General features: G+C 70.7%; 20 protein-coding genes and 1 pseudogene. 6 read left to right on the top strand and 15 right to left on the bottom strand.

From position 1 onward, the window contains the following. Positions 1 to 78 precede the first annotated feature (78 nt). From secD to ABD143_RS32645, 7 genes and pseudogenes are all read right to left on the bottom strand, one after another. Entirely contained in the window at positions 79 to 2,328 is a 2,250-nt protein-coding gene (secD, locus tag ABD143_RS32675) for a protein translocase subunit SecD (RefSeq protein WP_343985670.1), read from the bottom strand. A 47-nt stretch (positions 2,329 to 2,375) separates the two neighbouring features. After that, positions 2,376 to 2,753 carry a hypothetical protein gene (locus ABD143_RS32670; protein WP_343985667.1) on the bottom strand — a complete coding sequence of 126 codons (378 nt, stop codon included), beginning with the start codon at positions 2,751 to 2,753 and terminating at the stop codon, positions 2,376 to 2,378. Positions 2,754 to 2,920: 167 nt separating this feature from the next. Next, a pseudogene (locus tag ABD143_RS32665) lies at positions 2,921 to 3,706 on the bottom strand (SPFH domain-containing protein); the annotation flags it as partial. 44 nt (positions 3,707 to 3,750) lie between these two features. Next, positions 3,751 to 4,182, bottom strand: a complete 432-nt coding sequence (locus ABD143_RS32660; RefSeq protein WP_343985665.1) for an NfeD family protein — start codon at positions 4,180 to 4,182, stop codon at positions 3,751 to 3,753. Continuing rightward, positions 4,158 to 4,706, bottom strand: coding sequence for a hypothetical protein (locus tag ABD143_RS32655; protein ID WP_343985663.1), 549 nt, complete (start codon positions 4,704 to 4,706; stop codon positions 4,158 to 4,160). Before ABD143_RS32655 ends, ABD143_RS32660 begins: the two co-directional genes overlap by 25 nt. Before the next feature lie 148 nt (positions 4,707 to 4,854). Next, positions 4,855 to 5,547, bottom strand: a complete 693-nt coding sequence (locus ABD143_RS32650) for a response regulator (RefSeq protein ID WP_343985660.1) — start codon at positions 5,545 to 5,547, stop codon at positions 4,855 to 4,857. Further along, positions 5,544 to 6,557 (bottom strand): sensor histidine kinase, encoded by a 1,014-nt coding sequence (locus ABD143_RS32645; RefSeq protein WP_343985657.1) that lies wholly within the window; start codon positions 6,555 to 6,557, stop codon positions 5,544 to 5,546. Before ABD143_RS32645 ends, ABD143_RS32650 begins: the two co-directional genes overlap by 4 nt. Positions 6,558 to 6,852: 295 nt before the next feature. Between ABD143_RS32645 and ABD143_RS32640 the strand changes: the two genes are divergently transcribed. The 3 genes from ABD143_RS32640 (at position 6,853) to ABD143_RS32630 (ending at position 9,078) form a co-directional block, all read left to right on the top strand. Continuing rightward, positions 6,853 to 7,134, top strand: coding sequence for a cation:proton antiporter regulatory subunit (locus ABD143_RS32640; RefSeq protein WP_343985655.1), 282 nt, complete (start codon positions 6,853 to 6,855; stop codon positions 7,132 to 7,134). 134 nt (positions 7,135 to 7,268) lie between these two features. Then, positions 7,269 to 7,727 carry a CBS domain-containing protein gene (locus ABD143_RS32635; RefSeq protein WP_343985651.1) on the top strand — a complete coding sequence of 153 codons (459 nt, stop codon included), beginning with the start codon at positions 7,269 to 7,271 and terminating at the stop codon, positions 7,725 to 7,727. A 64-nt stretch (positions 7,728 to 7,791) separates the two neighbouring features. Continuing rightward, positions 7,792 to 9,078 (top strand): ArsB/NhaD family transporter, encoded by a 1,287-nt coding sequence (locus ABD143_RS32630; RefSeq protein WP_343985648.1) that lies wholly within the window; start codon positions 7,792 to 7,794, stop codon positions 9,076 to 9,078. Positions 9,079 to 9,516: 438 nt separating this feature from the next. Here ABD143_RS32630 and ABD143_RS32625 read toward each other — a convergent pair whose 3' ends face one another. The 4 genes from ABD143_RS32625 to ABD143_RS32610 form a co-directional block, all read right to left on the bottom strand. Further along, on the bottom strand, positions 9,517 to 10,509 hold the full coding sequence (locus ABD143_RS32625) for an alpha/beta hydrolase (RefSeq protein WP_343985645.1): 993 nt from the start codon (positions 10,507 to 10,509) through the stop codon (positions 9,517 to 9,519). Positions 10,510 to 10,798: 289 nt separating this feature from the next. After that, a complete protein-coding gene (locus ABD143_RS32620) occupies positions 10,799 to 11,812 on the bottom strand; it encodes an AraC family transcriptional regulator (RefSeq protein WP_343985642.1) in 1,014 nt (337 codons plus the stop codon). A 495-nt stretch (positions 11,813 to 12,307) separates the two neighbouring features. Further along, complete coding sequence (locus tag ABD143_RS32615) at positions 12,308 to 13,141, bottom strand: alpha/beta fold hydrolase (RefSeq protein WP_343985639.1); 834 nt, start codon at positions 13,139 to 13,141, stop codon at positions 12,308 to 12,310. A 30-nt stretch (positions 13,142 to 13,171) separates the two neighbouring features. After that, positions 13,172 to 14,455: an MFS transporter gene (locus tag ABD143_RS32610; RefSeq protein ID WP_343985885.1), complete on the bottom strand. Its 1,284-nt coding sequence runs from the start codon at positions 14,453 to 14,455 to the stop codon at positions 13,172 to 13,174. Between the two features lie 187 nt (positions 14,456 to 14,642). Between ABD143_RS32610 and ABD143_RS32605 the strand changes: the two genes are divergently transcribed. Next, the gene (locus ABD143_RS32605; protein ID WP_343985636.1) at positions 14,643 to 15,257 is read left to right on the top strand and encodes a CGNR zinc finger domain-containing protein; all 615 of its coding nucleotides are present in this window, start codon (positions 14,643 to 14,645) and stop codon (positions 15,255 to 15,257) included. A gap of 45 nt (positions 15,258 to 15,302) precedes the next feature. Here the strand turns inward: ABD143_RS32605 and ABD143_RS32600 are convergent, their stop codons facing one another. Beyond that, positions 15,303 to 15,437: a hypothetical protein gene (locus ABD143_RS32600; RefSeq protein WP_343985633.1), complete on the bottom strand. Its 135-nt coding sequence runs from the start codon at positions 15,435 to 15,437 to the stop codon at positions 15,303 to 15,305. Positions 15,438 to 16,315: 878 nt separating this feature from the next. Between ABD143_RS32600 and ABD143_RS32595 the strand changes: the two genes are divergently transcribed. Beyond that, entirely contained in the window at positions 16,316 to 16,582 is a 267-nt protein-coding gene (locus tag ABD143_RS32595) for a hypothetical protein (protein WP_343985630.1), read from the top strand. A gap of 34 nt (positions 16,583 to 16,616) precedes the next feature. On the opposite strand, the gene ABD143_RS32590 is transcribed toward ABD143_RS32595, so the two are convergent. Continuing rightward, positions 16,617 to 16,751, bottom strand: a complete 135-nt coding sequence (locus tag ABD143_RS32590; RefSeq protein ID WP_343985627.1) for a hypothetical protein — start codon at positions 16,749 to 16,751, stop codon at positions 16,617 to 16,619. A 143-nt stretch (positions 16,752 to 16,894) separates the two neighbouring features. After that, positions 16,895 to 17,743, bottom strand: a complete 849-nt coding sequence (locus ABD143_RS32585) for an RICIN domain-containing protein (protein WP_343985624.1) — start codon at positions 17,741 to 17,743, stop codon at positions 16,895 to 16,897. Between the two features lie 665 nt (positions 17,744 to 18,408). On the opposite strand from ABD143_RS32585, the gene ABD143_RS32580 reads away from it, so the two are divergent. After that, positions 18,409 to 21,528: a GAF domain-containing protein gene (locus ABD143_RS32580; protein WP_343985621.1), complete on the top strand. Its 3,120-nt coding sequence runs from the start codon at positions 18,409 to 18,411 to the stop codon at positions 21,526 to 21,528. A gap of 489 nt (positions 21,529 to 22,017) precedes the next feature. Here the strand turns inward: ABD143_RS32580 and ABD143_RS32575 are convergent, their stop codons facing one another. Next, a complete protein-coding gene (locus ABD143_RS32575; protein ID WP_343985618.1) occupies positions 22,018 to 22,695 on the bottom strand; it encodes a site-specific integrase in 678 nt (225 codons plus the stop codon). Positions 22,696 to 22,729: the final 34 nt, after the last annotated feature.

The raw sequence follows: 22,729 nt of genomic DNA, 5'->3' as shown, positions 1-22,729 counted from the left end.
TGCGGCGACGGGAACGCCCGGTGGCGCGTCGTCGGCGCTGGCCCGCGTGCGCGCTCCGGGCCGAGGGTTGCGGCACGGTCACAGCACCGCTCCCGTGCTGCGGCGCCGGGCGACCGGCCGCTGAAGTGCGGGCGGCCGGCGCCTGCGCTGCAGCTCGATCGCGAGCGGGGCCGCCACACTGATCGTCGAGGCCGTTCCGACGACGATGCCCACGAGCAGAGCGAGAGCGAAGTCGACGAGCGTGTCGCCGCCCAGGACGAGCAGCGCCACGAGGATGACCAGGGTGGACACGCCGGTGTTGACGGTGCGGGGAAGCGTCGCCAGCACCGCCGACCCGACGAGCCTGCGCAGGGCCGGGCCGTGCTCGGTCGTCCAGCCCTCGCGGACGCGGTCGAACACGACCACAGAGTCGTTCACCGTGTAGCCGATCACGGTCAGCAGCGCCGCGAGGAACACCCCGTCCACCGGCCTGCCCCACCAGGCGAACACCCCGACCACCACGCTCACGTTGGCCATCAGGGCGACGACGGCACCCACGCTGAAGACCCAGCGGAAGCGGACGGCCAGGTAGATCAGCTGCGCGGCGAGCGCCACGCCGAGCGCGACGAGGGCGCCGCGGCGCAGCTCCTCGCCGAGGCTCGGGCCGATCCGCTCGTCGCGCAGCACCTGCGCATTGCCCCCGGCATCGGCCAGCGCGACGCGCAGGGCGGCGATGTCCTCGTCCGTCAGATCACCGCTCCGGACGGACAGCCCGCCCGTGCCGGTGCTCTGCACGGCGAGTGCGGGGAACCCGGCGTCGGCGAGGGCCACGCGCGCGGCCTCGGGGTCGAGCGGCCGGGCGGTCGCGAACTCGACTGCCCGGCCTCCGGTGAACTCGACGCCGAACTCCAGCCCGCGGGCCGCGACCCCGGCCAGCGCGACCAGGACGACGATCGCCGAGCAGGCCAGCCACAGCCGATGCCGGCGCAGCAGGTCGGGGTCGCGGCGCCCGAGCCAGGTGCGCACGGGCCCGGGTGAGGCCAGCCCCGACCACGCGGGCCGCTGTCGTACCGACCGGCGGCGCACGAGCCAGATCGTCACCATCCGGGACAGCACGAGCGCGGAGTACAGCGAGACGAGAACGCCGAGCGTCAACGTCACCCCGAACCCCCGCACCGGCCCGGACGCGAGGCCGATGAGCAGGCCGGCCGCGAGCAACGTGGTCACCGCCGAGTCGGTGACGGCGGGCAACGCCGAGCGATAGCCGATCTCGGCGGCCCGGTCCAGCCGCGGCACACGCTGGTACTCCTCGCGGGCTCGCTCCGCCACCAGCACGTTCGCGTCGACGGCCATCCCGATCGCGAGCACGAACCCCGCCAGCCCGGGCAGTGTCAGCGTCGCCCCCAGCGCGGTCAGGCCCGCATAGCTGATCACCACGTACCCGACGAGCGCGAGCACAGCGGCCATCCCGACGAGCCGGTAGGCCGTCAGCAGGAACACGCCGGTCAGCGCCACCCCGATCGCCGCGGCCACCGCGCTGGCCTCGATCGCGGCGGCACCGAGCGTCGGGCCCACCGTCCGCTGTTCGATGATCTCGACAGGGACGGGAAGCGCGCCCCCGGAGATGAGTACGGCGAGGTCGCCGGCCTGGTCCCGGCTGAAGGACCCGGTGATCTGCGTCGAGCCGCCGAGCATGCCGACCCCGCAGGCGATCGACGGGTCGAGCTGCGGGGAGGAGATCACGCGGTCGTCGAGCACGATCGCGATACGACGGGCCGGATCACCCGGCGGCGCGCACGCTGCCTGCGCGGTGAGCTCCTGCCAGCGCTCCCGTCCGTCCCCGGCGAACGCGACGTCCACCACCGACCCGATGACGCCGGGGGTTCCGGTGGAGGCGCGGGCCCCGGAGACGTCCTCGCCGGCGAGGGCCGGTGCGCCGAGCGCCAGGGCCGTCCCGTCCTCGTCCGGCAGGACACGGCCGGTGTCGGGGCCGGTCGCCGTGCCGAGCACGGGATGGATCGTCAGCTGCGCGGTGCGGCCGAGGACGTCGGCCGCCTCTGCGGGGTCCGCCACGCCGGGCAGCTCGACGACGATGCGGCGCTCGCCCGAGCGCGACAGCGAGGGTTCGGCGACGCCGAGCCCGTCGACGCGGTCGCGAAGGACGCCGAGTACACGGTCGGTGGCGGCGGCGTCGGCCACGGTGCCACGGGCGTCGCGGGTCTCCAGCACGATCTGCGTTCCGCCGCGCAGGTCGAGGCCGAGGGTCGGGCTCAGGGTCAGGGTCGACCAGATGGACGGGACGAGCACGGCGAGCGCCAACAGGGCGCGCACCAGCACGGAACGGCGCAACGGGTCCTCGGAACAGGGCGACCGCGCACGTGCGCGGGGCCGGGGGATCAGAAGGTCGGCTGATCCCCGGACGGCGGTGCGCGCCCCGGTACCGCGGTGGACTCGCCCGCCCGCTGCGCGATCGTGCCGCGCACGGGTGCGTGCGAGCACGCTGCCGGTGCGGCGGGCACGGGCGAAACGGGTTCGATCGCGGGGTGGCTGCCGAACGCCGTGCAGGCGATCGGGACGCCACCGGTGCGCACCGTGGCGTCGCCGGGCGGCGACTGGTCGACACCCCAGCCGAGTGTGGCGGGCGCGGACGGCACCGGTGCGGGCGGCGTGTCCGCGTGTGCGGTGGGCAGGGCCGCAGCCGTGAGGACGAACACCGCGAGCAGCGCGAGCAGCGTTCCCAGCAGGCGCCGGACGAGCGCAGCCGGTTGGTGCACGTGCCCCACCTCCCGATGTCCGCCGCGCCCCCGAATCGGGCAAAACCCTACTGGTCCGGCCTCCCCGGCCGATCGCCACGCGCTTCCCGCGCCGGGGCGCGGCCGTCGCCGTCGACTTCTGCCGGCTGGTCGACCGGCACGGTCGGCTCGCCCGCGGGGTCGGCGAAGGCCCGCGAGACGGCCGCCAGGGCGGCGGTGACCTCGGTGGGGACCATCCAGAACGTGGACCCTGCGCCCTGGGCGAGTTGGGGAAGCACCTGCAGGTACTGGTAGGCGAGCAGGTTCGGGTCGGGGTTGTTGCGATGCACGGCCTGGAACACCTCGTCGATCTCGCGGGCCCGGCCCTCGGCCTTGAGGATCGCTGCCGCGCGGTCGCCCTCCGCGCGCAGGATGGCGCCCTGCCGGTCGCCCTCTGCGGTCAGGATCGTCGCGCGCTTGTCCCGCTCGGCGCGCATCTGCTTCTCCATCGCGTCCGTGATGCTGACCGGCGGGTCGATCGCCTTGATCTCGACGCGGTTGACGCGCAGGCCCCACTTCCCGGTGGCGTCGTCGAGCACCGTGCGCAGTTGGCTGTTGATGCTGTCCCGCGAGGTGAGCGCACGCTCCAGGTCCATCGATCCCACGACGTTGCGCAGGGTGGTGACGGTGAGGTGCTCCACGGCCCCCAGATGGTCGGCGATCTCGTAGGCGGCCGACCGCGGGTCGGTCACCTGGAAGTAGAGGACCGTGTCGATCTCCACCACTAGGTTGTCCTCGGTGATCACCGGTTGCGGGGCGAACGACACGACCTGCTCGCGCAGGTCCATGGGCGGGTACACCCGGTCGACGTAGGGGATGACGATGCTCAGGCCGGGCTGCAGAGTGCGGTGATACCGGCCCAGGCGCTCGACGTTGCGTGCCCGAGCCTGCGGCACGATCCGTACCGCCCGTACGACGGTCACGACCACGAACATGGCGACGAGCAGCCCGGCGACGAGCAGCGGCGGAAGGCCCACGGTCACTCCCGCGCGTGCACGACGGCCGTCACGCCGTCGATCCGGATGACGTCCACGGCCCGCCCGGCGGGGATCACCCTGGTCCCGTCGAGGGCGCGGGCCGTCCAGTCCTCGCCGCCGATGCGGACGGTTCCGGCCCGCCCGGTCACGTCGTCCACGACATACCCGGTACGCCCGGGCAGCGCGTCCACTCCGAAGCGGACCTGGTCGACGCGGGGACCGTGCCGGGCGGCCATTCGGCGCAGGACGACGATGCCGGCCGTGGCGGCCACCGCGAAGACGATCACCTGCAGGGGCACCGGCAGCCCGGCGGCCGCCAGCACCGCCGTGACGAGCGCTGCGCCGGCGAGCAGCCCGGAGACGGCGGTCAGGGTGAAGACCTCGGCGATTCCCAGCAGGACCGCACCGGTCAGCCAGAGGATCCACGGATCCATCCGTCCGCCCTCCTCGGTCGCGGTACCGGTGTTCGCTCGTCGCCCCGCCCGTCGGGGCGGGAACCCAGCGGGCCGGCGTGGGTCAGCAGGCGCCGGATCGCCCGTGGGTCGTCGTCGAGATCGACACCCGCCGGCGGAACGGACGACCCGTCGAAGCCACTCGTGGCCCAGTCCAGAACCTCGGCCGGGGTGGGCACGAGGTCCAACGCGGATGCCCGGGAGTCGGCGAAGTGGCTGAGGGCAGCGCTCGCAACGCGGTGGGACGAGGACCATCCGTGCGACGGGCACCAGCGCAGTGTCCGGCCGGCGAGCTCCGGCCGGCCCGGGCAATGCAGGAACGTCAGGCGGATCTCGAGCGGGTCGGGCCTGCTGCGCTCGGTCAGGAGCCGTCCGAAGTCTGGCACCAGCTCGTCGACCAGGCGCAGACCGCGTCGCCCGGCCTCAAACATGACGTCCAGCCGGTACCCGTGCACGGCCGCGGACGCATCCGCACCGAGCGCCGCGACCAGCGCGTGGGTGTCCATGCTCGACCCTCTCGTCGTGGTCAGGTCCTGGTGGCGCTCCCGAGGCAGGAGCGCTCCGGCCAGCCTGATGCGACGGGATGCCCGCGGCCATCGGGTCCACCACCCATCTCGGCGTCCTGCGACATGCAGAGGGATCGCACCCCGCCCGTCACGGTTCGACGAGGCCTGCGCGGATGGCGTACCTGGTCAGGTCCAGCCGATCCCGCATACCGAGTTTCTGCAGGATGTTGGCCCGGTGCCGGTCGACGGTCTTGATGCTGATCACGAGCGTCTCGGCGATCTCCTTGGAGGAGTTCCCTTCGGCGATGAGCTTGACGATCTCCTCCTCGCGGGGCGTGAGGATCGTGTCGGGGAGGCGGTCGCCCTGCCTGCTGCGCTGCAGGTAGTCGCGGATGAGCGCGGTGATCGCGCCGGGGTAGAGGAAGGGTTCGCCGCGCATCGCGGCGCGGCAGGCCTCGAGCAGGTCGCGATCGGCCACCGACTTGAGGACGTAGCCCGACGCTCCCGCCTTGAGGGATTCGAAGAAGTACTGCTCGTTGTCGTACATCGACAGCATCAGGATGCGGATGCCCGGGGCCCGGCGGGAGATCTCCCTGGCGGCCTGGATGCCGGTCATCCGCGGCATGGCGATGTCGAGGATCGCGAGGTCCAGCCCGCCGGACGAAGCTGTGCCGGACGAAGATGCGCCCGTCGAGGCGGCGACGATCTGCACTGCCTCCGCGCCGTCGGACGCCTCGGCCACGACCGTGAGGTCGGGTTCGGCGTCGAGGATCAGGCGCAGCCCCCGTCGGACCAGCGCATGGTCGTCGGCGAGCAGGATCCGGGTGCTGGAGGAGCTCACGGGTTCCGCCTCTGCTGGGTGGCCGTTGGCACGAGGAGACGCACGTCGGTGCCGCCGCCGTTCGGCGTGGTGATGGTCAGGTCGGCGCCGATGAGGAGGGCGCGCTCACGCATCCCGCGGATGCCTGCGCCCTCGTGGAGCACACCGCCGCGCCCGTCATCGGTGACGCTGAGGATGACTGCCGCCGGGGTGGCGTGCACGGCAAGCTCGACGCGGGTCGCGTGGGCGTGGCGGGCGACGTTCGTGAGGCTCTCTTGCGTGATCCGGAAGAGGACGAGCTCGACCTCGCTGCTCAGCGCGGGCAGCTCCACGTCCGCTATCCGCTTCACTGGTATGCCGCTGGCCTGCGTGAACTCGGTGACGAGCGCGCTGAGTGCGCTCGCCAGGCCGAGGTCCTCCAGCACGTCGGGACGCAGCCGCCTGGCGACCTGCCGCACCTCGTCGAGGCTGGAACGGACGGTGTCCTGCACCGAGTGCAGCTCCTCGGCGAGGTCGTCCGGGGCTCGGTCGACCGTGCGTTTCAGGCTCAGGAGCGCGGCGGTGAGGCTCTGACCGATCTCGTCGTGGAGCTCACGCGCGATGCGCCGCCGTTCGCCCTCCTGCGCCGCGAGTGCGTCCGCACTGCTCGTGTCGCGCTCGTTCTCGAGCCGGTCGAGCATCGCGTTGAAGGTCTCGACCAGGTGAGCGAGGTCGCCGTTCCCACGCTCCGCGAGCCGATCGCGGGAGCGCAGCAGGTCCACCCGCTGCATGAGCGTGGTCAAAGCGTCGAGCGGAGCGAGGCTCCTGCGCACCAGCAGGGTGTTGGCCACGAGGATCAGAGCCAGCCCGACCGTCAGCACCGGCAGCTCGGTGAGCAGGACCGGCGAGGACACGGTGGCCGGGGACAGCGCCAGTACGAGCGTGGCGACGGTGAAGACCGTGCCGTTGATCAGGGCGAGCCGGCGGAACAGTGCCCGGGCCGGCGCGCGCGTGCCGGGGCCTGCGGCCAGGCGTGCAGTGCGCTCGCTCATGACAGCAGCGTCTCCGCCCGGTGGTGCTCCCGTCCATCCGGGGCGGACACCAGCGGCTGTACCCCGGGATGAATCGCGGTCACCGGATCTACATGCCGTGCCCGGCCCGAAGTGGGTGCTGGACCCGATGGTGCACCGGCCCGGCCCTGCCGAGACTCGATCGACGGCAGCGGAACGGGAGGTACGGACATGGGCGCGAGTGTCCCGGCGTTCGGTCGGACGTGCGCAGGGCGCTCGGCCCGTCCCGCTGCCGCCACTCGTTCACCCCACACCCGGGAGAGGCGAGCCTTCCACTGTGGACATCACCCGCGCCACCGTCCCGGGCATCGGGACCGTGCACCATCTCCACACCCGTGCCGGGCGGCGCTTCGGCGTGCTGGTCGACGGCCGGGGCCGGCGGTCGTTGCTGATCTACGACGCCGGTCGTGTCGAGGATCCGGACGAGCCGGTGCTGCGCATCGTCATCGAGCCCGATGAGGCCGATGAGCTCGCGGAGATCCTGCGCAGCAGGCCGATGTCCGATCGTCTCGCCGATGTCGAGCGCCGGTTGGCCGACCTCACCGGCCCGGGGGGCTGAGCAATGCGCGCCCGGGGCACGCCCGGGCGACCGATGCGAGGAGGTGGCATGTGACAACGCTCGGTGTGAGCGGAGGACCCGTAGGGTCGGGCGATCGCCCGCCGCGGACGGGCCGAGCGCAAGGGGGCGGCGCCATGAAGGCAGGCGACATCGTCGAGCAGCTGCCCACCGTGACCACAGCGGACCTGGTGTCCACCGCGGTGCGGCTGATGGCGCAGGCCCACCTCCCCGGCCTGATCATCGTCGACGAACAGTCGAGACCGCGCACGGTGCTCCCCGGGACGCAGGTCCTCCGGCTCTCGGTCCCCAGAACACACCAGGAGGACCCGGCGCTGGTCCGGACCATCGACGAGCCCCACGCGGACGCGTTCTGGCAGGAGCTCGGCGACCTGACCGTGGGCGACTGCCTGCCGCGCCCACCGGCCCGCCCGGCGACCGTGCCGCCGGAGGCGACGCTGCTGGAGGTCGCGGCGCTGATGGCACGCTTGCGCAGCCCGCTGGTCGCGGTCGTCGATCGGGCCGGTGTGCTCGTCGGCGCGATCACCCTGGAGCGGCTCTTGCGCACCCTGGCCGCCGCCGAACCTGGCGGCTGACCAGCGGGAATCCGACGCCGCCGCCCGCCGACCTGCGGACGGGCCGGCGTCCGAGGTGCCCGCGATGAGCGCGGTTCTCGCCCTGGGCACCTTCGTGGTCGCGTTCTTCTACATCGCCACCGAGAAGGCCGACAAGGTCAAGACCGTGCTGATCGCCGCCGGGGTGATGGCGGTGCTCGGGCTCACGCCCGGGTCGGAGGTGTTCTTCTCCGAGCACGAGGGCATCGACTGGAACGTCATCTTCCTGCTGTTCGGGATGATGGTGATCGTCGGCATCATCAAGCAGACCGGGGTGTTCGACTTCCTCGCGATCTGGGCCGCCAAGCGGTCACAGGGCCGCCCGTACCGGCTGATGGTCATGCTGATGGCCATCACGGCCATCGCCTCGCCGTTCCTGGACAACGTCACCACGATCATGCTCGTCGCCCCGGTCACGGTGGTGGTGTGCACCCGGCTGCGCATCCCGGCGCAGCCCTACCTCATCGCCGAGGTGCTCGCCTCGAACATCGGCGGTGCCGCAACGCTGATCGGCGATCCGCCCAACATCATCATCGGAAGCCGGGCCGGGCTGTCCTTCAACGACTTCCTCGTCCACATGGCGCCGATCGTCGTCGTGATCTTCGTCGTGTTCGTGTTCTTCACCCGGGTGCTGTTCCGGCGCTCGTTCCAGTACAACCCGGACCGCGTCGCCGAAATCATGACGCTCAACGAACGGCGCGCGATCACCGATCCCCGCCTGCTGGTGCGCTGCCTCGCCGTGCTCGGCGTCGTGATCGTCGGCTTCGGGCTGCACTCCGTGCTGCACCTCGAACCATCGATCATCGCCTTGGTCGGGGCGGGGGTGATGCTCCTCGTCTCCGGTGCCGACGTCTCCGACACCCTGCGCGAGGTCGAATGGCCCACGCTCGTGTTCTTCATGGGGCTGTTCGTCATGGTGGCGGGGTTGGTCCACACCGGGGTGATCGCCACCGTCGGTACATGGACCGTCGCAATGGTGGGCGACAACTGGTTCGGCGCGGCCACGGCACTCATCTTCGGCTCTGCCGTCCTCGGCGCCTTCTTCGACAACATCCCCTACGTCGCCACCATGGCCCCCGTCGTGGAGCGCCTCGTCGCACAGGTTCCGGACCCGGCCACCGGTCAGGCTCTCTGGTGGGCGTTCGCCCTCGGGGCCGACTTCGGCGGCAACGGCACCGCCGTGGCCGCGAGCGCCAACGTGGTGGCCATCGGAATCGCCGCCCGCACCGGCCACCACATCACGTTCTGGCAGTTCACCAGGTACGGGATCGTCGTCACCGTCCTCAGCACGACAATGGCCTGGATATACGTGTTCCTCCGTTACTTCATGTAATTCTCCAGCTCCGCTGCGCGGGGATTCAGGCGGGCGGAAAGACTCTCCCTACGGGGTACAAACTGGCGTCGATGTGGCCCTGCTAGCCCGGTTCTACGAACGCTTCGCCGATCAACCGTCGCTGTCACCCGACGCCTGGACTTTCGTCGTCACCGATACCACTCCGAGATGACATTGCTCCGCGGAGTCGCCGAGAAGGCGCTCACGAAGCGCGGGCATGACTCTTTTCAGGTGATCAAGGTCGGCGTAGGAACCGTCATGATCAACGCGAGAGTCATGCCCGCACCGCTACCTGCAGGCCTCGGCGTGTCGCGACCCACCTCAAACCACGTCACCGACCGACTTTGCCAGACCACCCGCCGGTTCCGCCGAGCGAGGTCCCGTCGCCGACGGTCAGAGGGCTCGGTGGTTGCTTATCCGGCGTTGCTGCCCGCCGGTTCAGGAGGCCTTGCGCAGCCAATCGATGATGCCGTTGAGATCGTCGGTGAAGTTCTTCGGGTCGACCTCGTGGCCTGCCCCGTGCTCGCGCCCCTCGTGCGGGATACCGGCCTGGTCGAGGCGAGCGCGGAACGCCCGCTGGTTGGGGAGCACCTCGACCTCGTTGGCGTCGGGGATGGCTTTAGCCGCGTCGCGGAAAGGACCTGTCCCAGCGGACAGGAAGATCCGCTTGCCGCGGAAGCTCTCGATGTTCTCGGCCGGGTTGTCCCTGCTGACCTTCGCCTCGTCCCACGGCACGCCGAAGACCGTTCCACCCCCCAGTTCAACGGCCGCCGAGGACACGTTGGCCCAGTGGCCGACCGCGCCGAAGTCGTGGCGCAGGTCGGCCGGGCCGGAGTGCGAGCTCACCGAGGCGAACAGGTCGGGGTGGGTGGCCATGTACTTCAGCGCTCCGAACCCGCCCATCGAGAAGCCCGCCACCGCGCGACCGTCAGCTTCCGCGTAGGTCGGGAAGTTGGCATCAACCCAGGGGACCAGCTGGTTGATATGAAAGTTCTCCCAGTTGCGGGGACCGACGTTGCTACTGACGGGGTTGGAGTACCAGCCGGCCGGCCCCCCGTCGGGCATCACGATGATGATGTCCTTGCCCGCGCTCATCTGGCGGATGCCCATCCTGTCCCAGGCCATGAAGTTCTGGTCGGAACCGCCGCCATGGAACAGGTAGAGGACGGGGTAGCGGCGCCCGGGGTCGTAGCCGTCCGGGAGCAGGACGTTGACCGCGGGGTCCCAGCCAATTTCGGGGGTGTCGAACCTGTAGTACTTCATGCGCGGGTCGCCATCGTTGCTCTCCACGATGTGCAGCCCGGCAGCATCCTCGACCGCGCTAGCGGCTGGCGCCGTCGCGATGAGGGTCCCCCCGCTCACGGCCAGCGCCGCGGTGACCGCGGCGACGGCTTTCAGCACGCCCCTTCGAGTGGGACGAAACTTGCTCACTTGTCCTCCTGGTCGGATGGTGGTCGGACAGCCGGAGATCCCGCGAGGCGCGGCCTGTGCTGTCGGCCCGGCGACCGTAGGAGCTGCCAATTGAGTCCTCCCGCCCGAGGACGGGCATTCGCCCGCATCAAACCGCACAGCGCGGGAGGGACCTCGACGGGACGGGCCACCCGCGGCGCGATACCTCAGTTCTGCGCGGTCCCCGGCCATGCTCAGACGGTATGAACCGGGTCCGGGGGCGGACTATCGCCGAGGCGATGCGACTTATCGGGAAACCGCAATGTGGCGATCAGCGGCGGCGCAACGTCACCGACGGCTTCTCACCAAACTCCTGCCCGTAGGCGCGGGCGAAGTCGCCGAGATGCAGGAAACCCCACCGGGTGGCGACCTCGGTCACCGTGACCCCGGAACCGGGCGGGGTTGCCTGCAGTTCCTCGTAGACTTCGCGGAGCCGGATGGACCGGAGGTAGGCGCCTGGTGTCGTGTCCAGGTGCCGGCGGAACGCATGCTGAAGCGCGCGGGCCCCAACACCGACCGCGGCGGCCACCTCCTCCACCGTGATCGATGACCGGGCGTGCCCGTACATATAGTCGACCGCCTGGCGCACGTGCCGCGGCATGACACCCCGACCGTCGGCTTCGTGCAGTCGCTCCGAGAGGTTGTGCCGCGCGCCAAGGAGCAACCCGGTGGTGACGAGGTGCCGCAGGTGCCGCACGGCGAGGGGGTGGGTGGTCAGGCTGCGACCCTGATCGAGTTCGCCTGACACCAGCCGCACCAGGTCCAGCCAGCCGCGCAGCTGCGGCGTGGTGAGGTCCTGGCCGAGGTTGAACCGCAGCCGCCCCGTCGGTTCCTCGCCAAGCATCCGCCACAGACTGCGCTCCAATGCAGCCGCGTCGAACCGTACGAGCATCAAAGGGGCCCCTGGCTGCACGTCCAGATGCAACGACTCATCCGGCTGCGCCATGGTCGCCATAGAGGGAGTCGCGACAACCCGTTCCCGGCTGTTGATCGTCTCCACGGCCCCGGCGAGGGGAATGCGAAGTTGATAGAACCCGTCGATGTGTGGCCAGGAGACCAGCACCCGGGCACCGTGGCCGTAGTCCAGGTAGGACAGCGCCCATGACTGCAGAGGTGCAGTGTGCAGCCGGACACCAAACCGGGCGGCGTCCCTGACTATGCTCAGCTCGTGTGGAGCGATCCTGTCACTGATCTGGGTGCAGGCCTCGTCGGCGTCATCTGTCCTGAGGACCTGGTACCTGACTAACGGCAATGGTTGCGTCAATGCGGTCAGATCGTGTGTCATCCATCACTTCCGCGCGCAGATTCCGAGCACACGTTTCAATAGGGCCCGGTCACTTCGATAGGGCCCGGTCATTGTCATGCCCGAGAGTAGCGGCATCCACGTGCTCGATCGGACGCCACCGCGGGTTCGCCCCGCTGCTGCAGGGCCTCGCCGCAGCTGGTGTCGACCTCAGCACCGTCGTCATCACCCGTGAGTGCGGCCGAGATCTCCCACTGCCGGGCTGCGGCGGACGGGTCTGCGGCATGGGGGTGCACGCCGTGCTTCAACGCGTCCGCGGCGTCGGGGTCTGTCACAGCGGTGATCTTGCAGTCCCCGAGATACACCCCGCCCACCTCGTCTTCTTCGCCGAGCCCGGCAGCCCGGACGAGCAGGCGCTCACGTGCTGGTCGGCCTGGCCGGGCAGCACCCGGTTCCCTCGGCCGCCCGGCCTAACGACTCGGTATCCACATAGGACCCGGAACAGTCACGCTCTTCAGTTCTCTGCGACGACGCAGGTCAGCCGAAGAAGGCTCGCAGCTCACGCGCGACGCCTTCAGGTGCTTCCTCCGGAAGAAAGTGGCCGCTGTCAGCGATTGCACGGCCCTGCACGTCGTGCCCGTGGCGCTGCCAGTTGGACAGTAACGAGGACGAGGCCAGGGCACCCTGCTCTCCCCACAGCACGAGCATGGGCATCTCGGGCTTGCGGCCGGCGGCGGCGTCCGTCTCGTCACGAACATCGTCGATCACGTCGGCGCGGTAGTCGTCGAAGCCGCACCGCAGTGCTCCTGGCCGGGAGAAGGCGCGGACGTACTCGTCGACCGCATCCGGGGTGATGGCGTCCCGGTTGTGGGTCATGCTTTGGTAGAAGAAGTTCAGGTACGCCGGGATGTCCGCGCCGACCAGCAGTTCGGGCAGATCCCGCTGACGATGGAACCACCAGTGCCAGCTCTGTGCGGCGCATTCGCGGTCCATCTGGGCGAGGGCGGGTTTCGGAGCGATGTCGAGCAGCGCCAACCGGGATACCTCCGCCGGATGGTCGAGTGCCCAGCGGTGGGCTACCCGCCCGCCACGGTCGTGGCCCGCCACGGCGACCCGCTCGAAACCGAGTTCGCGCAACAACGCGGAAAGGTCGGCGGCCATCGTGCGTTTGTCCATCCCCCCGGCCGGCTTGTCACTGCGGCCGTAACCACGCAGATCGGGCACGATCACGGTGTGGTCGGCGGCCAGGTCGTCGGCGACGTGCCGCCAGGCGTACCCGGTCTGCGGCCAGCCGTGCAGCAGCACAATCGGGGAACCCTCCCCGATACGCCGGTAGTGCATGCGAATCCCGTTGACCACAGCGGTTGCCATGGTTCCTCCTTCGAAGAGTGGTCTGAGTTCTCAGGCGGTCGGGGACCGAGCCTCCGCCTGACGGACCGTTTTCTCCCCTGGGCGGCCGAGAACACTCACGGCCACACCAGCTGCGGGCAGGATGGCGACCACGGCCAACGCGGCGGACAACGACAGGGCCGAAGCCAGGCCGCCGACAACTGCGGTGCCGATCGAACTGCCCCCGTAGACCAGGAAAGAGAACAGGCCCTGCGCGGTGTCACTGTCCTCGTCGGCCACCAGCCTCGGTACCAGGCCGAACAGGACGGCTTGGGCGCCGGTGAATCCACAGACCGCCAGTGCCAGGGCCACCACGACGAAAACCGGTTTGCCGAGCGCCCCCAGCAGCATGCCCGTCATCGACAGCACGCCGAGCACCGCAGTGATCTGCCAGGTGCGCAACCGTGACGTCAACGGGCGGATCAGCCGTGCGGCGACCAAGGAGCACAACGCCGGCGGAAGCAGGACGGCACCCACCCCAAGACTTCCCCACCCGGTGTTTCCTTCGATCAAGGACGGTGCCGCGAACAACAGCGCGTAATAACCACCGAAGATCGCCAGGCCCGCGACAGCGCTGGTCAGGAAACCCGGCGCGCCGACCACCCGGCGAGGGACGAACCCGTCCGGCCTGCGACGTATCCGTCGCACAAGGATCGCGGCGGACAGCACGGCGGCTACGACGAGAGCGAGGATCACCGGCTGGGACAGCCCGGTGGATCGGGCTTGCAGCAAAGTGACGAATGCTCCGCCGAGCACCGCAAGGGCCACGGCGCCGCCCCAGTCCAGCTTCTGCCGCGGCGTGTCCCGTTGCCCCACGGGGGCGAGCCGGGCGGTGAACACGAGCAGCGGCAAACCCACCGCCGGCACTGCCATCGCCGCGCGCCACCCGAGCCACGCTGTCAGGACACCACCGACCAGCGTGCCGCAGGCCGAGGCCATTCCGCCGAAGGCGGCCACAGTGCCCAGCGCACGGTCCCGCTCTTTGCTCACGAGAAGCCCGGTGAGTGCGCTGTAGGCCGCGATCATCGTGCCGCCTGCACCGAAGCCGCCGATCAGCCGGCCCGCGACCAGGATCAGCAACGACGGCGCGAACGCCGCGACGAGCGACCCACCGGCCATCGTCACCGTCATCAACACCAGAACTCGGCGCGTGCCCCACCTCGGCACCAGCCTGCCGGTCAGCGGCATCGCGAGCGCCGAGGTCAGCGCCCATCCGGCGAGGACCCAGGCCGTCGCTCCGAACGGCAGTCCGAGCGATCTGCCCACCGCGGGCAACGCGATCGAAGGAGCTCCCATCGCGACGAACTGCGGAAGCACCTGGCACCCGAAGAGGAATCCCGCCTTGCGCCCCGATGGACCAGAGCCGGCACGCAGGTCGGTCATGACAGGTGACGGTTCCGACGCGCTGCACGACATACGCCGACCTCCTTGGGGTGTAGTAGGCTACATGAGCTTTGCCTATCACAGGCTAGAGGAGGGCTGCGTGACAAGTCAAACGCTGTTTGACGACTACACCTCGCTGTCGCTGAACATTGCCGTCGATCTCGCGAACACGCTCCTTCCCATGACGGGCGGGGACAGACTGGAACGCGAGGAGGACCTGCGGGACTTCCTACGAGCTCACGACGAAGCCGTCTCCGCCGCCGACGAGCCCGCGGCGCGATGGCACGTGAACGCAGCACAGGTGCGCGAGACGAGGGAGCTGCGGGACACGCTGCGGGTGATCTTCGAGTTCGCCGCCACCGAACCGGCACGTGCCGTCGCCGCCCTCGACGCCGGCCTGATCGCGAGCGGTGCGATGCCACGGATGAGCCACCGGGACGGGTGGCCCTACCGGTACTTCACCTCCACCCGGCTGGACTGCGCGAGCTGGCTGGCCGCCACGACACTGACTGGCATGGCGGCGATGCTGAGCGAGTACGGCGGACGCAGGCTGGGCACGTGCACCGCAGACTCCTGCCGCGCCGTCTACCTCGACCTATCCAAGAACACGTCCAAGGTCTACTGCTCCCAGACCTGCGCACATCGCCAGAGCGTCGCCGCATTCCGCGCACGCAGACGCGCCGACCGCCAGCCAGCCCGGCCCGACACCCGGTAGGCCGCCACCTCCCGGCGACTTCCCCCGACACCTGTGACAGGCGTGTCAGCAACCTTGTGCGAGGGCGGGTGGACGGCGGTCGTCGATGTAGACGGTGCTGCAGACCAGCCACAGCCCCAACGGGTTGGCCGTGACCGCCGTCAGGTGCGGCGCGCGGCCCTCCTCCATGGCGTCCAGCACGGCGTCCCACGCCGCATCTGGGTTTGAGGGCGGTGCGTGCGCAAGAATGCGGCCGCCTCGCGGCCGGACAGGGCCAGTGGACCGATCACTGCAGCCGCAGAGCACGTCGGCCGCGTCGGCGACCGCGCTGCGGTACTCGCCACGACGGCTGGTCAGGATCACCCCGCCATACACCGAAGCCTGTGGATCAGCATCCGCGGCGCCGTTCTCGGCCCTGACCCACACCAGGATCAGTCAGACTGCGCCAGCCACCAGTACCATCACCGCGATCAGGGCAACCGCGTCCGGCCAGCACCGACCGCCGGTGGAACCGGGCATCGGGTCGCATCAACTCCACGAGCGAGGGCGAGGGCGGGGCCTCGCCGATGATCTCGAGTGCGGGGGCGCGGCGTAGCACCGGGTCTGCCCGCTCGTCACGCCTCAGGTAGAAGTAGGCGGCATCGGCGACACGGTCTCAGGTGATGCGCATCAGGCCATTTTGGCGAGCGGTTCGGTTGCAGGGGGCTTGGGTGCTGGCGGTGAAGTCCGAGTTACTCGATGTGGGACGCCGTGCAGGCCTTGGCGGGAAGGGCCGGGTAGCCGGACCTGCCTTGCCGCACGCGGGCCGGAGCTCAGGACAGCGGCCAACTACTCGGCCCACCAAGCGCCTGCACCTCAGCGTCACAGCTGCGACGGGCTCGGCCAAGCGAGGCCCCGCGCAGTGCAACCGTCACTGTCGAACGATCACTCAGCCAACGAGAAGGCCCTCGGTGTGGCCTACACCTCCGAGCGACACCACTAGAACAAACGTTCGATACTCGCTAGCGTCGCGGGGCGGCCGCCGGGGCGGGGAAGGTCCCGGCAGGCGGCATCACACCCCAAGCTGCCGGGAGCCCGCCATGACCTCGTCCCCATTGCCCAAGACCGTCCAGGATGGTCGCCGGGGCCTCACCGACATCGCGGCGATCACCGACACCGCAGACATCCTGCGCCAGGTCGCCCACCACGACGCACAGATCGACGCATTCCGCGGCGACGTATCCGCCAGCCTCGCCGCCCTGCTCGAAGCCTGCGGCCGCGACTACCTCTGGCTGCCCGACGACATCGCCCAACATGCCCTGCGCGTAGCCCACGCCGTCGACCGCGCAACCGGCCACCGACGCTGACCGCTCACCTCCCGGTCATCGAACTGTCGCTCACCTACCGCTGTGATGAGGAGGCGGTGCGGGGCGGCGCCCGCGTGACGATGCGGGGTGCGCCGAACTCGGTGTTGTCGACGATCACGTCGGCGAGGGAGGTGGGGTTGGCCTCGCTCAGGTAGATCTCCTCGGCCATGCGGTACCGGATCGGTGCGCGAATCGTCCCCCGTAGACGCGAAGACGCGATCTGGAGCGGCGTCCGGCCCCTCAGGGCCGCCGGAGAGCGCGTAGCGCTCGCGGATGCGGAGCGGGCCGAGGGCGCTTCCGCGGCAGCTCAGATCAGATCATGATCATGGCGCGGCCGGTGCCGCACTGCGCGGCCCGCACGGCGGCGGTGCCGGTCCGCTCCAGGCACAGGCCGGTACCCGGGTGAACGGTGGCACCAGATGACGGGCGCCAGGTTCGAGCGCTTGCCGAGGTCCCGGCGCAGTCGGTGATACCGACCCCGGAGCTGACGATGAGACACCGTGAACCCCGGCGCAGCTCCCCCGCGGTATAGGTCCAGGTCTGTCCCAGCGACTGGTCGCAGGCCGCGGTCCACACCGCGCTCCCGTCGCCGCTGGCGGTCAGGCACTGGCCCGTGCTGTCGCGGACGACGACCGTGTGTCCGGACGGGGCCGCGGGGGCCGACGCCCCAGCTGTCTCGAGCGCCGGCGGTACCGGAGCCGGTGGTGTCACGGAATGCGTCTCGACACGGGCGCCTCCGCTGGCCCGCGCACCCGCCGACCCGGGCACCACCGGGCCGGCAGCGTGAGGGGCGGACCGTGGCTGTGGGATCGCCGACACACTCGTCAGATCCGGCGTCGGCGGCACTGGCGGAGGGCTGAGCATCTCGGGCGACCCGGACGGTGATGCCGGCGCGAGGCTCGGCGGACCGGACGCCACCAGTTCCTCGGGCGACCCGGTGGGGGTGTTGGCCACCACCAGCGCCGCGCCGCCGCCCAGCAGAAGCACGGCGACACCCGCGACGACGAGCCCCCCGCGCAGTCGCGGCCGGGGGCCGGGTCGGCGCACCGGCGGTGGCGGAGTTGACGTGTCGTCGGTGGTGCTGCCGTCGGGATGAACAAGCAGCCGCCAGCGGAAGCTCCCGCGGTCCCGATCAAGACCACCGGTACCGGGTGCCCGCACCGCCGGGCCTCCGCCGCAACCACCGCGATCCCACCACCCCAGGGTCTTGCCCGGCCGACACCGCCACCTCAATGCCATCCACGATCAGCACCGGGCACGCCCCGGCGTCATCGCAGGTAATGATCTCGACCGGTTCACGGTGAGCCGCGGCTTCCTGCACGAGACCCCTCATTCCCGTTCAAGATCACAGCAGTGAGGTAGAGGATGGCACCCGGCACCGACAGGGCACCACACTCCACCGATCCAGACTCGCGGCCCCGTTTGGTGGTGGAGACAGGCTGGGCCGCCCCTCCTCGCTGGACCGCGGGCCGGAGAGCGGGATCCGAGGAGCGGTCCGGGTCGGTGGACACAACCTCTGCGCCGTCGGGCTGCAAGAGCAGTGGCTGTCGGTGTGATCACCCGTCCGGTGGGACTTCGCCATTGGCGGCCGCACCCGAGCCCAGGCTGACGGGGCGAAAGCGAAGCTCGCAGGCGCCACCGCCCGGCCCCGGGGGGTCCTACCATGCTGTGGTCGGCGACACATTCCGACCGCGCTGCCTGGGCTTCGCCCGGGCCGAGCACGCCACCCGGCTCGTCCTGGGCGCTGGCCGTCGCAGCTGGCCCGGTCGTCGACGGGGACCGGGCGTTGGCGCTACCGGCACCCGGACGGGAAGGGCGACCTTGACGTGCAGACATCGTCATCCACGAAGCCCGCCGCGACCCGACGACGGCTGCCCGCACTGTGGGCGGGGCTGTCCCCGCGGCGCCGGCTGGCCGGGGCGCTGACCGGGCTGGTCGTTCTTCCCCTGCTGACCCTGGGTTTGGCCCAGCTTCGCGACGTCGTGAATCTGCCCAGCCAGACGCTGCTCTACCTGCTCACCGTCGTGGTCGTGGCGCTGGTCGGTGGGCTGGTCCCGGCGCTGGCCGCCGCGGTCGCGGCCGCGGTGCTGCTGGATCACTACTTCATCCCACCGCTGTACGACTTCGCCGTCGCCGACCCCGACAACGTGGTGGCCCTGGTCGCGTTCCTCCTCGTCGCCGCCGCGGCCAGCTCCGTTGTCGCCCTGGCCGCACGCCGCCGTGAGGCCGAAACCCTCGCCACCGCGAACGCCGAGAGCCGCGAGGAACTGCGCCGGCTCGCCGACGAGCAGGCCGCGCTGCGCCGCGTCGCCACGCTCGTCGCCCACGGGCTGCCACCGGCCGAGGTACTCGCGGCCGTCGCGCACGAGGTCGGCAGCGTCCTCGGCGCCGACGGCACCAACATCCTCCGCCTCGATCCCGACGGCGCAACCACCGTCGCGGCCCGCGTCGGCGCCTACCCCGCCGAGTTCCCGATAGGAAGCCGCTGGCAGCCGCAGCCGCCGCTGGCCCTGGCGGCGGTCCTTCACACCGGCCACCCGGCCCGCATCGACGACCTCAGCCAAGCCTCCGACCCGTACGGCGACGCCGTCCGCCGGCTCGGACTCCGGTCGGGCGTCGTGGCGCCGATCGTCGTCCAGGGGCATCTCTGGGGCGCGATCGCCGTCGGAACCCGGCACGAGCGTTTCCCGGACGACACCGAACAGCGCATAGCGGACTTCACCGAACTCATCGGCACCGCCATCGCCAACGCCGAGGGCCGCGCCCAACTCGAGGAAAGCCGCGACGAACTCCACCGGCTCGCCCAGGAACAGGCCGCCCTGCGCCGCGTCGCCACCCTCGTCGCCCGCGGGATACCACCAGGCGAGGTCTTCGCGGCCGTCGCGCACGAGGTCGGCCACGTCCTCGATGCCGACTCCACAACCATCGTCCGCCACGAGCCCGACGGCGCGGCCACCATCCTCACCCGCGTCGGCGACCCCCCCGACGAGCTGGCCGTGGGGCGCCGCTTCAACCTCGAGCCGCCGCTGCCCTTGGCGGTCGCCCTGCGCACCGGCCGCCCGGCCCGCCTCGACGACTTCAGCCAGGTCTGCGACGTCTACGGCGACAGCCTCCGCCGGCTGGGAATCCGGTCGGGGGTCGCGGCGCCGATCGTGGTCGAGGGGCGTTTGTGGGGCGCGATCGGCATGGGGACGCGGCGCGAGCACCTCCCGGCCGACACCGACCAGCGGCTGGCCGGCTTCACCGAACTCGTCGGCACCGCGATCGCCAACGCGCAGGCCCGGGTGGAACTGCGCAGCTCCGCCGAGGAGCAGGCGGCGCTGCGGCGGGTCGCGACCCTGGTCGCGAGCGGGGCGCGCCCGGAAGAGGTGTTCGCCGCGGTCACCGAGGAGGCCGGGCGGCTGCTGCAGGTCGCTTTCACCCTTCTCAACCGGTACGACCCCGACGGCACGGTGGTCACCGTCGGTACGTGGGCCAGCACCGGCGAGGCCGTGCCGTTCCCGGTCGGCACCCGGTGGGACCTCGGCGGGGACAACGTGGCCACGCGGGTGTTCCAGACCGGTCGGCCGGCGCGGATCGACGCCTACGCCGAGGCCACCGGCCCGGCCGCCGACCTCGCGCGGGAGCGGGGAACCTGCTCGCTCGTCGGGGCGCCGGTCAACGTCGGGGGCCGGCTGTGGGGATTCATGAGCACGGTGTCCACGCAGGTGGAGCCGTTGCCCCCGGTCACCGAGGCCCGGCTGGCCGGGTTCACCGAGCTGGTCGCCACCGCCGTCGCCAACGCCGAGGGCCGCGCCCAGCTCGAGCACAGCCGCGACGAGCTGCGCCGTCTCGCCAACGAGCAGGCAGCGCTGCGGCGCGTGGCGACGCTGGTGGCACACGGCGTCCGACCCGACGAGATCTTCGCGGCCGTCAGCAACGAGGTCGCGCGCCTGGTCGGAACGGATTCGGCAACGGTCATGAGGTACGACGACGACGGTGAGGGGATCAGTTACGTCGGCTCCTCGAGCAAGGTCAACGCAGCCTTCCCGGTCGGAGTGCACTGGAAATTCCAGGAAGGGATGGCTTCCTATGAGGTGTATCGCACGGGACGCTCTGCCCGCAGCGGCGCGCACTTGATCACAGTCGACAGCCCAATTGGCGACATCCACCGCCGTATGGGCATCATCTCGGCGGTGGCCAGCCCGATCGTCGTTGAGGGCCGTCTCTGGGGCGCCATGGCCGTCCAGTCCCGGGAGCCGCTGCCGCTGGACACCGACGAACGCCTCGAGAAGTTCACCGAGCTCCTCGGCACCGCGATCGCGAATGCGGACAGCAAGTCCGAGCTCACCGCCTCCCGGGCGCGGATCGTCGCCGCCGCCGACGACGCCCGGCGCCAGATCGAACGCGACCTGCACGACGGCACCCAGCAGCGCCTGGTCGCGCTCGGCTTCGCGCTGCGCCAGGCCCAGGCCACCGTGCCCGCCGAGCTGCCCGAGCCCCACAGGCAAATCGGCCGGGTCGCCGACGAGCTCACCGGGGCGATCGAGGAACTACGCGAGATCGCCCGCGGCATCCACCCCGCGATCCTGTCCGAGGGCGGGCTCGGCCCGGCCCTGCGCACCCTCGCCCGCCGCGCCGCGATCCCGGTGGAACTCGACATCCAGACCGAAACCCGCCACGCGGACCCGATCGAGGTGGCGGCCTACTACGTCGTGTCCGAGGCACTCACCAACACCACCAAACACGCCCACGCCTCCTACGCCCACGTCACCGTCGAACAACGCGACGCCCACCTGCACCTCTCGATCCGCGACGACGGGATCGGCGGCGCCGACCCCGCCGGAGGGTCGGGCCTGATCGGGCTGCGCGACCGGGTGCAGGCCCTGGGCGGGTCGATCGAGGTCAACAGCCGTCCCGGGGGCGGAACGGCGATCCTCGTTGAGCTTCCGCTGCAGCCCGTCTAACCAGTCGACCCGCCCTGCGATGCCAGGGGGCTACATCGTGAAGCGCGCCGGCCTCTGGGGAGCACCGACAGGTCGGCAGGCTGAGTGGGGAGTGGCGACGGCGGAGATGACCCGAACGCGATCATCCTTGCGGATCGCACGAGCAACCGATCGTCTTCCGGCCCTCCTCGAGGCTCACCGATGACGAGCGGACCGTGCAGAGCCCCCCGCCGGGCTCCGGTCGTCATCGCGAGCCCCCGGTCCGGCTCGCGCCACGCCTCGTTGACGATGCCACCTTGCTCGGCCCGTCCATGTCGACTGGGCGAGAACGCTGGTCGAAACTGGAGCCGGAGGTCGGGATCGAACCGACGAGCTACCGCTTACAAGATAGTCATTCTCTGTACAACAGGGCCTCTACCTGCAACAACAGTCATCAGCACGAACGCTACAGCTGCTTCTGACCACTCCTGCGCAATCGGCTTCGCGGCACATCCCGTGGCACGGCGCGCGTCACCCGCAAAGCTCGCCGCGCCGGAAGCCAGTCACCATCGTCAGCCACACGAGCACGGCCCAATCCGGGTCAGACCACGACTCATTGAGAATTCGCGCGGCTTCCTCGGCTGTCGGTGGCTGCGGGTTCGCGGCGGGCTGCGCGGGCGGCTCCGCGTGCTCAATCGGGTTCGTCGATAGCCAGCGCCAACGCACGGCGCGCTTCAAGGCTCCGCTGAGAATGACGTGGATCTGCCGGACCGTCGACTTCGACAATGGACGACAGGCGTGGGGGCGGCAACGATGGTCGCACTCGTGTGCCAGGTCCGTCCGGTGCTCGGTGTAGGGCCGACGGTCGCAGTGTGCCCGGCACCGGCGCAGCTCGGCGTAGAACGAGTCGAACACGGCGGCGCGGAGGGCGCCCATCTTCTGCTTGCCGATCAGTGGAAGGATGCGCGATGTGGTGAGGCTGCGATAGGTCGCCAGCGTGCTTGGCTCCACTTCGAGCAGCTCGAAATGGCGGTCGAGCAGCTGCTCTACGGTCGCTGCGGTTCGGGGGCTCCGCTGCTCGTCGACCTGCACGACCAGCCGCCGCAGCGCCTTTTCCGCGTCGGCGTGGGCGGTCGGCCCGGCGGCGATGACCTCGCGGAGGTAGTGCCGCCGCTTGGTCAGCGGGTCCACGCCGGCGTACACCGTCACCCGGAGGGAACCGCTCGGCAGCTCCTCGATCTGG

The organism is Pseudonocardia aurantiaca, assembly GCF_039526725.1.
GTDB classification, from domain to species: domain Bacteria; phylum Actinomycetota; class Actinomycetes; order Mycobacteriales; family Pseudonocardiaceae; genus Pseudonocardia; species Pseudonocardia aurantiaca.
The sequence above is the reverse complement of the archived record's forward strand: the minus strand, read 5'-3'. Positions and strand labels throughout refer to the sequence as shown.

Bases quoted from the DNA above. Each gene is read 5' to 3' on its own strand.
- ABD143_RS32660 (WP_343985665.1), bottom strand. From the start codon at position 4,182: ATGGATCCGTGGATCCTCTGGCTGACCGGTGCGGTCCTGCTGGGAATC.
- ABD143_RS32655 (WP_343985663.1), bottom strand. From the start codon at position 4,706: ATGGACACCCACGCGCTGGTCGCGGCGCTCGGTGCGGATGCGTCCGCG.
- ABD143_RS32645 (WP_343985657.1), bottom strand. From the start codon at position 6,557: ATGAGCGAGCGCACTGCACGCCTGGCCGCAGGCCCCGGCACGCGCGCG.
- ABD143_RS32635 (WP_343985651.1), top strand. From the start codon at position 7,269: ATGAAGGCAGGCGACATCGTCGAGCAGCTGCCCACCGTGACCACAGCG.
- ABD143_RS32630 (WP_343985648.1), top strand. From the start codon at position 7,792: ATGAGCGCGGTTCTCGCCCTGGGCACCTTCGTGGTCGCGTTCTTCTAC.
- ABD143_RS32620 (WP_343985642.1), bottom strand. From the start codon at position 11,812: ATGACACACGATCTGACCGCATTGACGCAACCATTGCCGTTAGTCAGG.
- ABD143_RS32615 (WP_343985639.1), bottom strand. From the start codon at position 13,141: ATGGCAACCGCTGTGGTCAACGGGATTCGCATGCACTACCGGCGTATC.
- ABD143_RS32610 (WP_343985885.1), bottom strand. From the start codon at position 14,455: ATGGGAGCTCCTTCGATCGCGTTGCCCGCGGTGGGCAGATCGCTCGGA.
- ABD143_RS32595 (WP_343985630.1), top strand. From the start codon at position 16,316: ATGACCTCGTCCCCATTGCCCAAGACCGTCCAGGATGGTCGCCGGGGC.
- ABD143_RS32590 (WP_343985627.1), bottom strand. From the start codon at position 16,751: ATGGCCGAGGAGATCTACCTGAGCGAGGCCAACCCCACCTCCCTCGCC.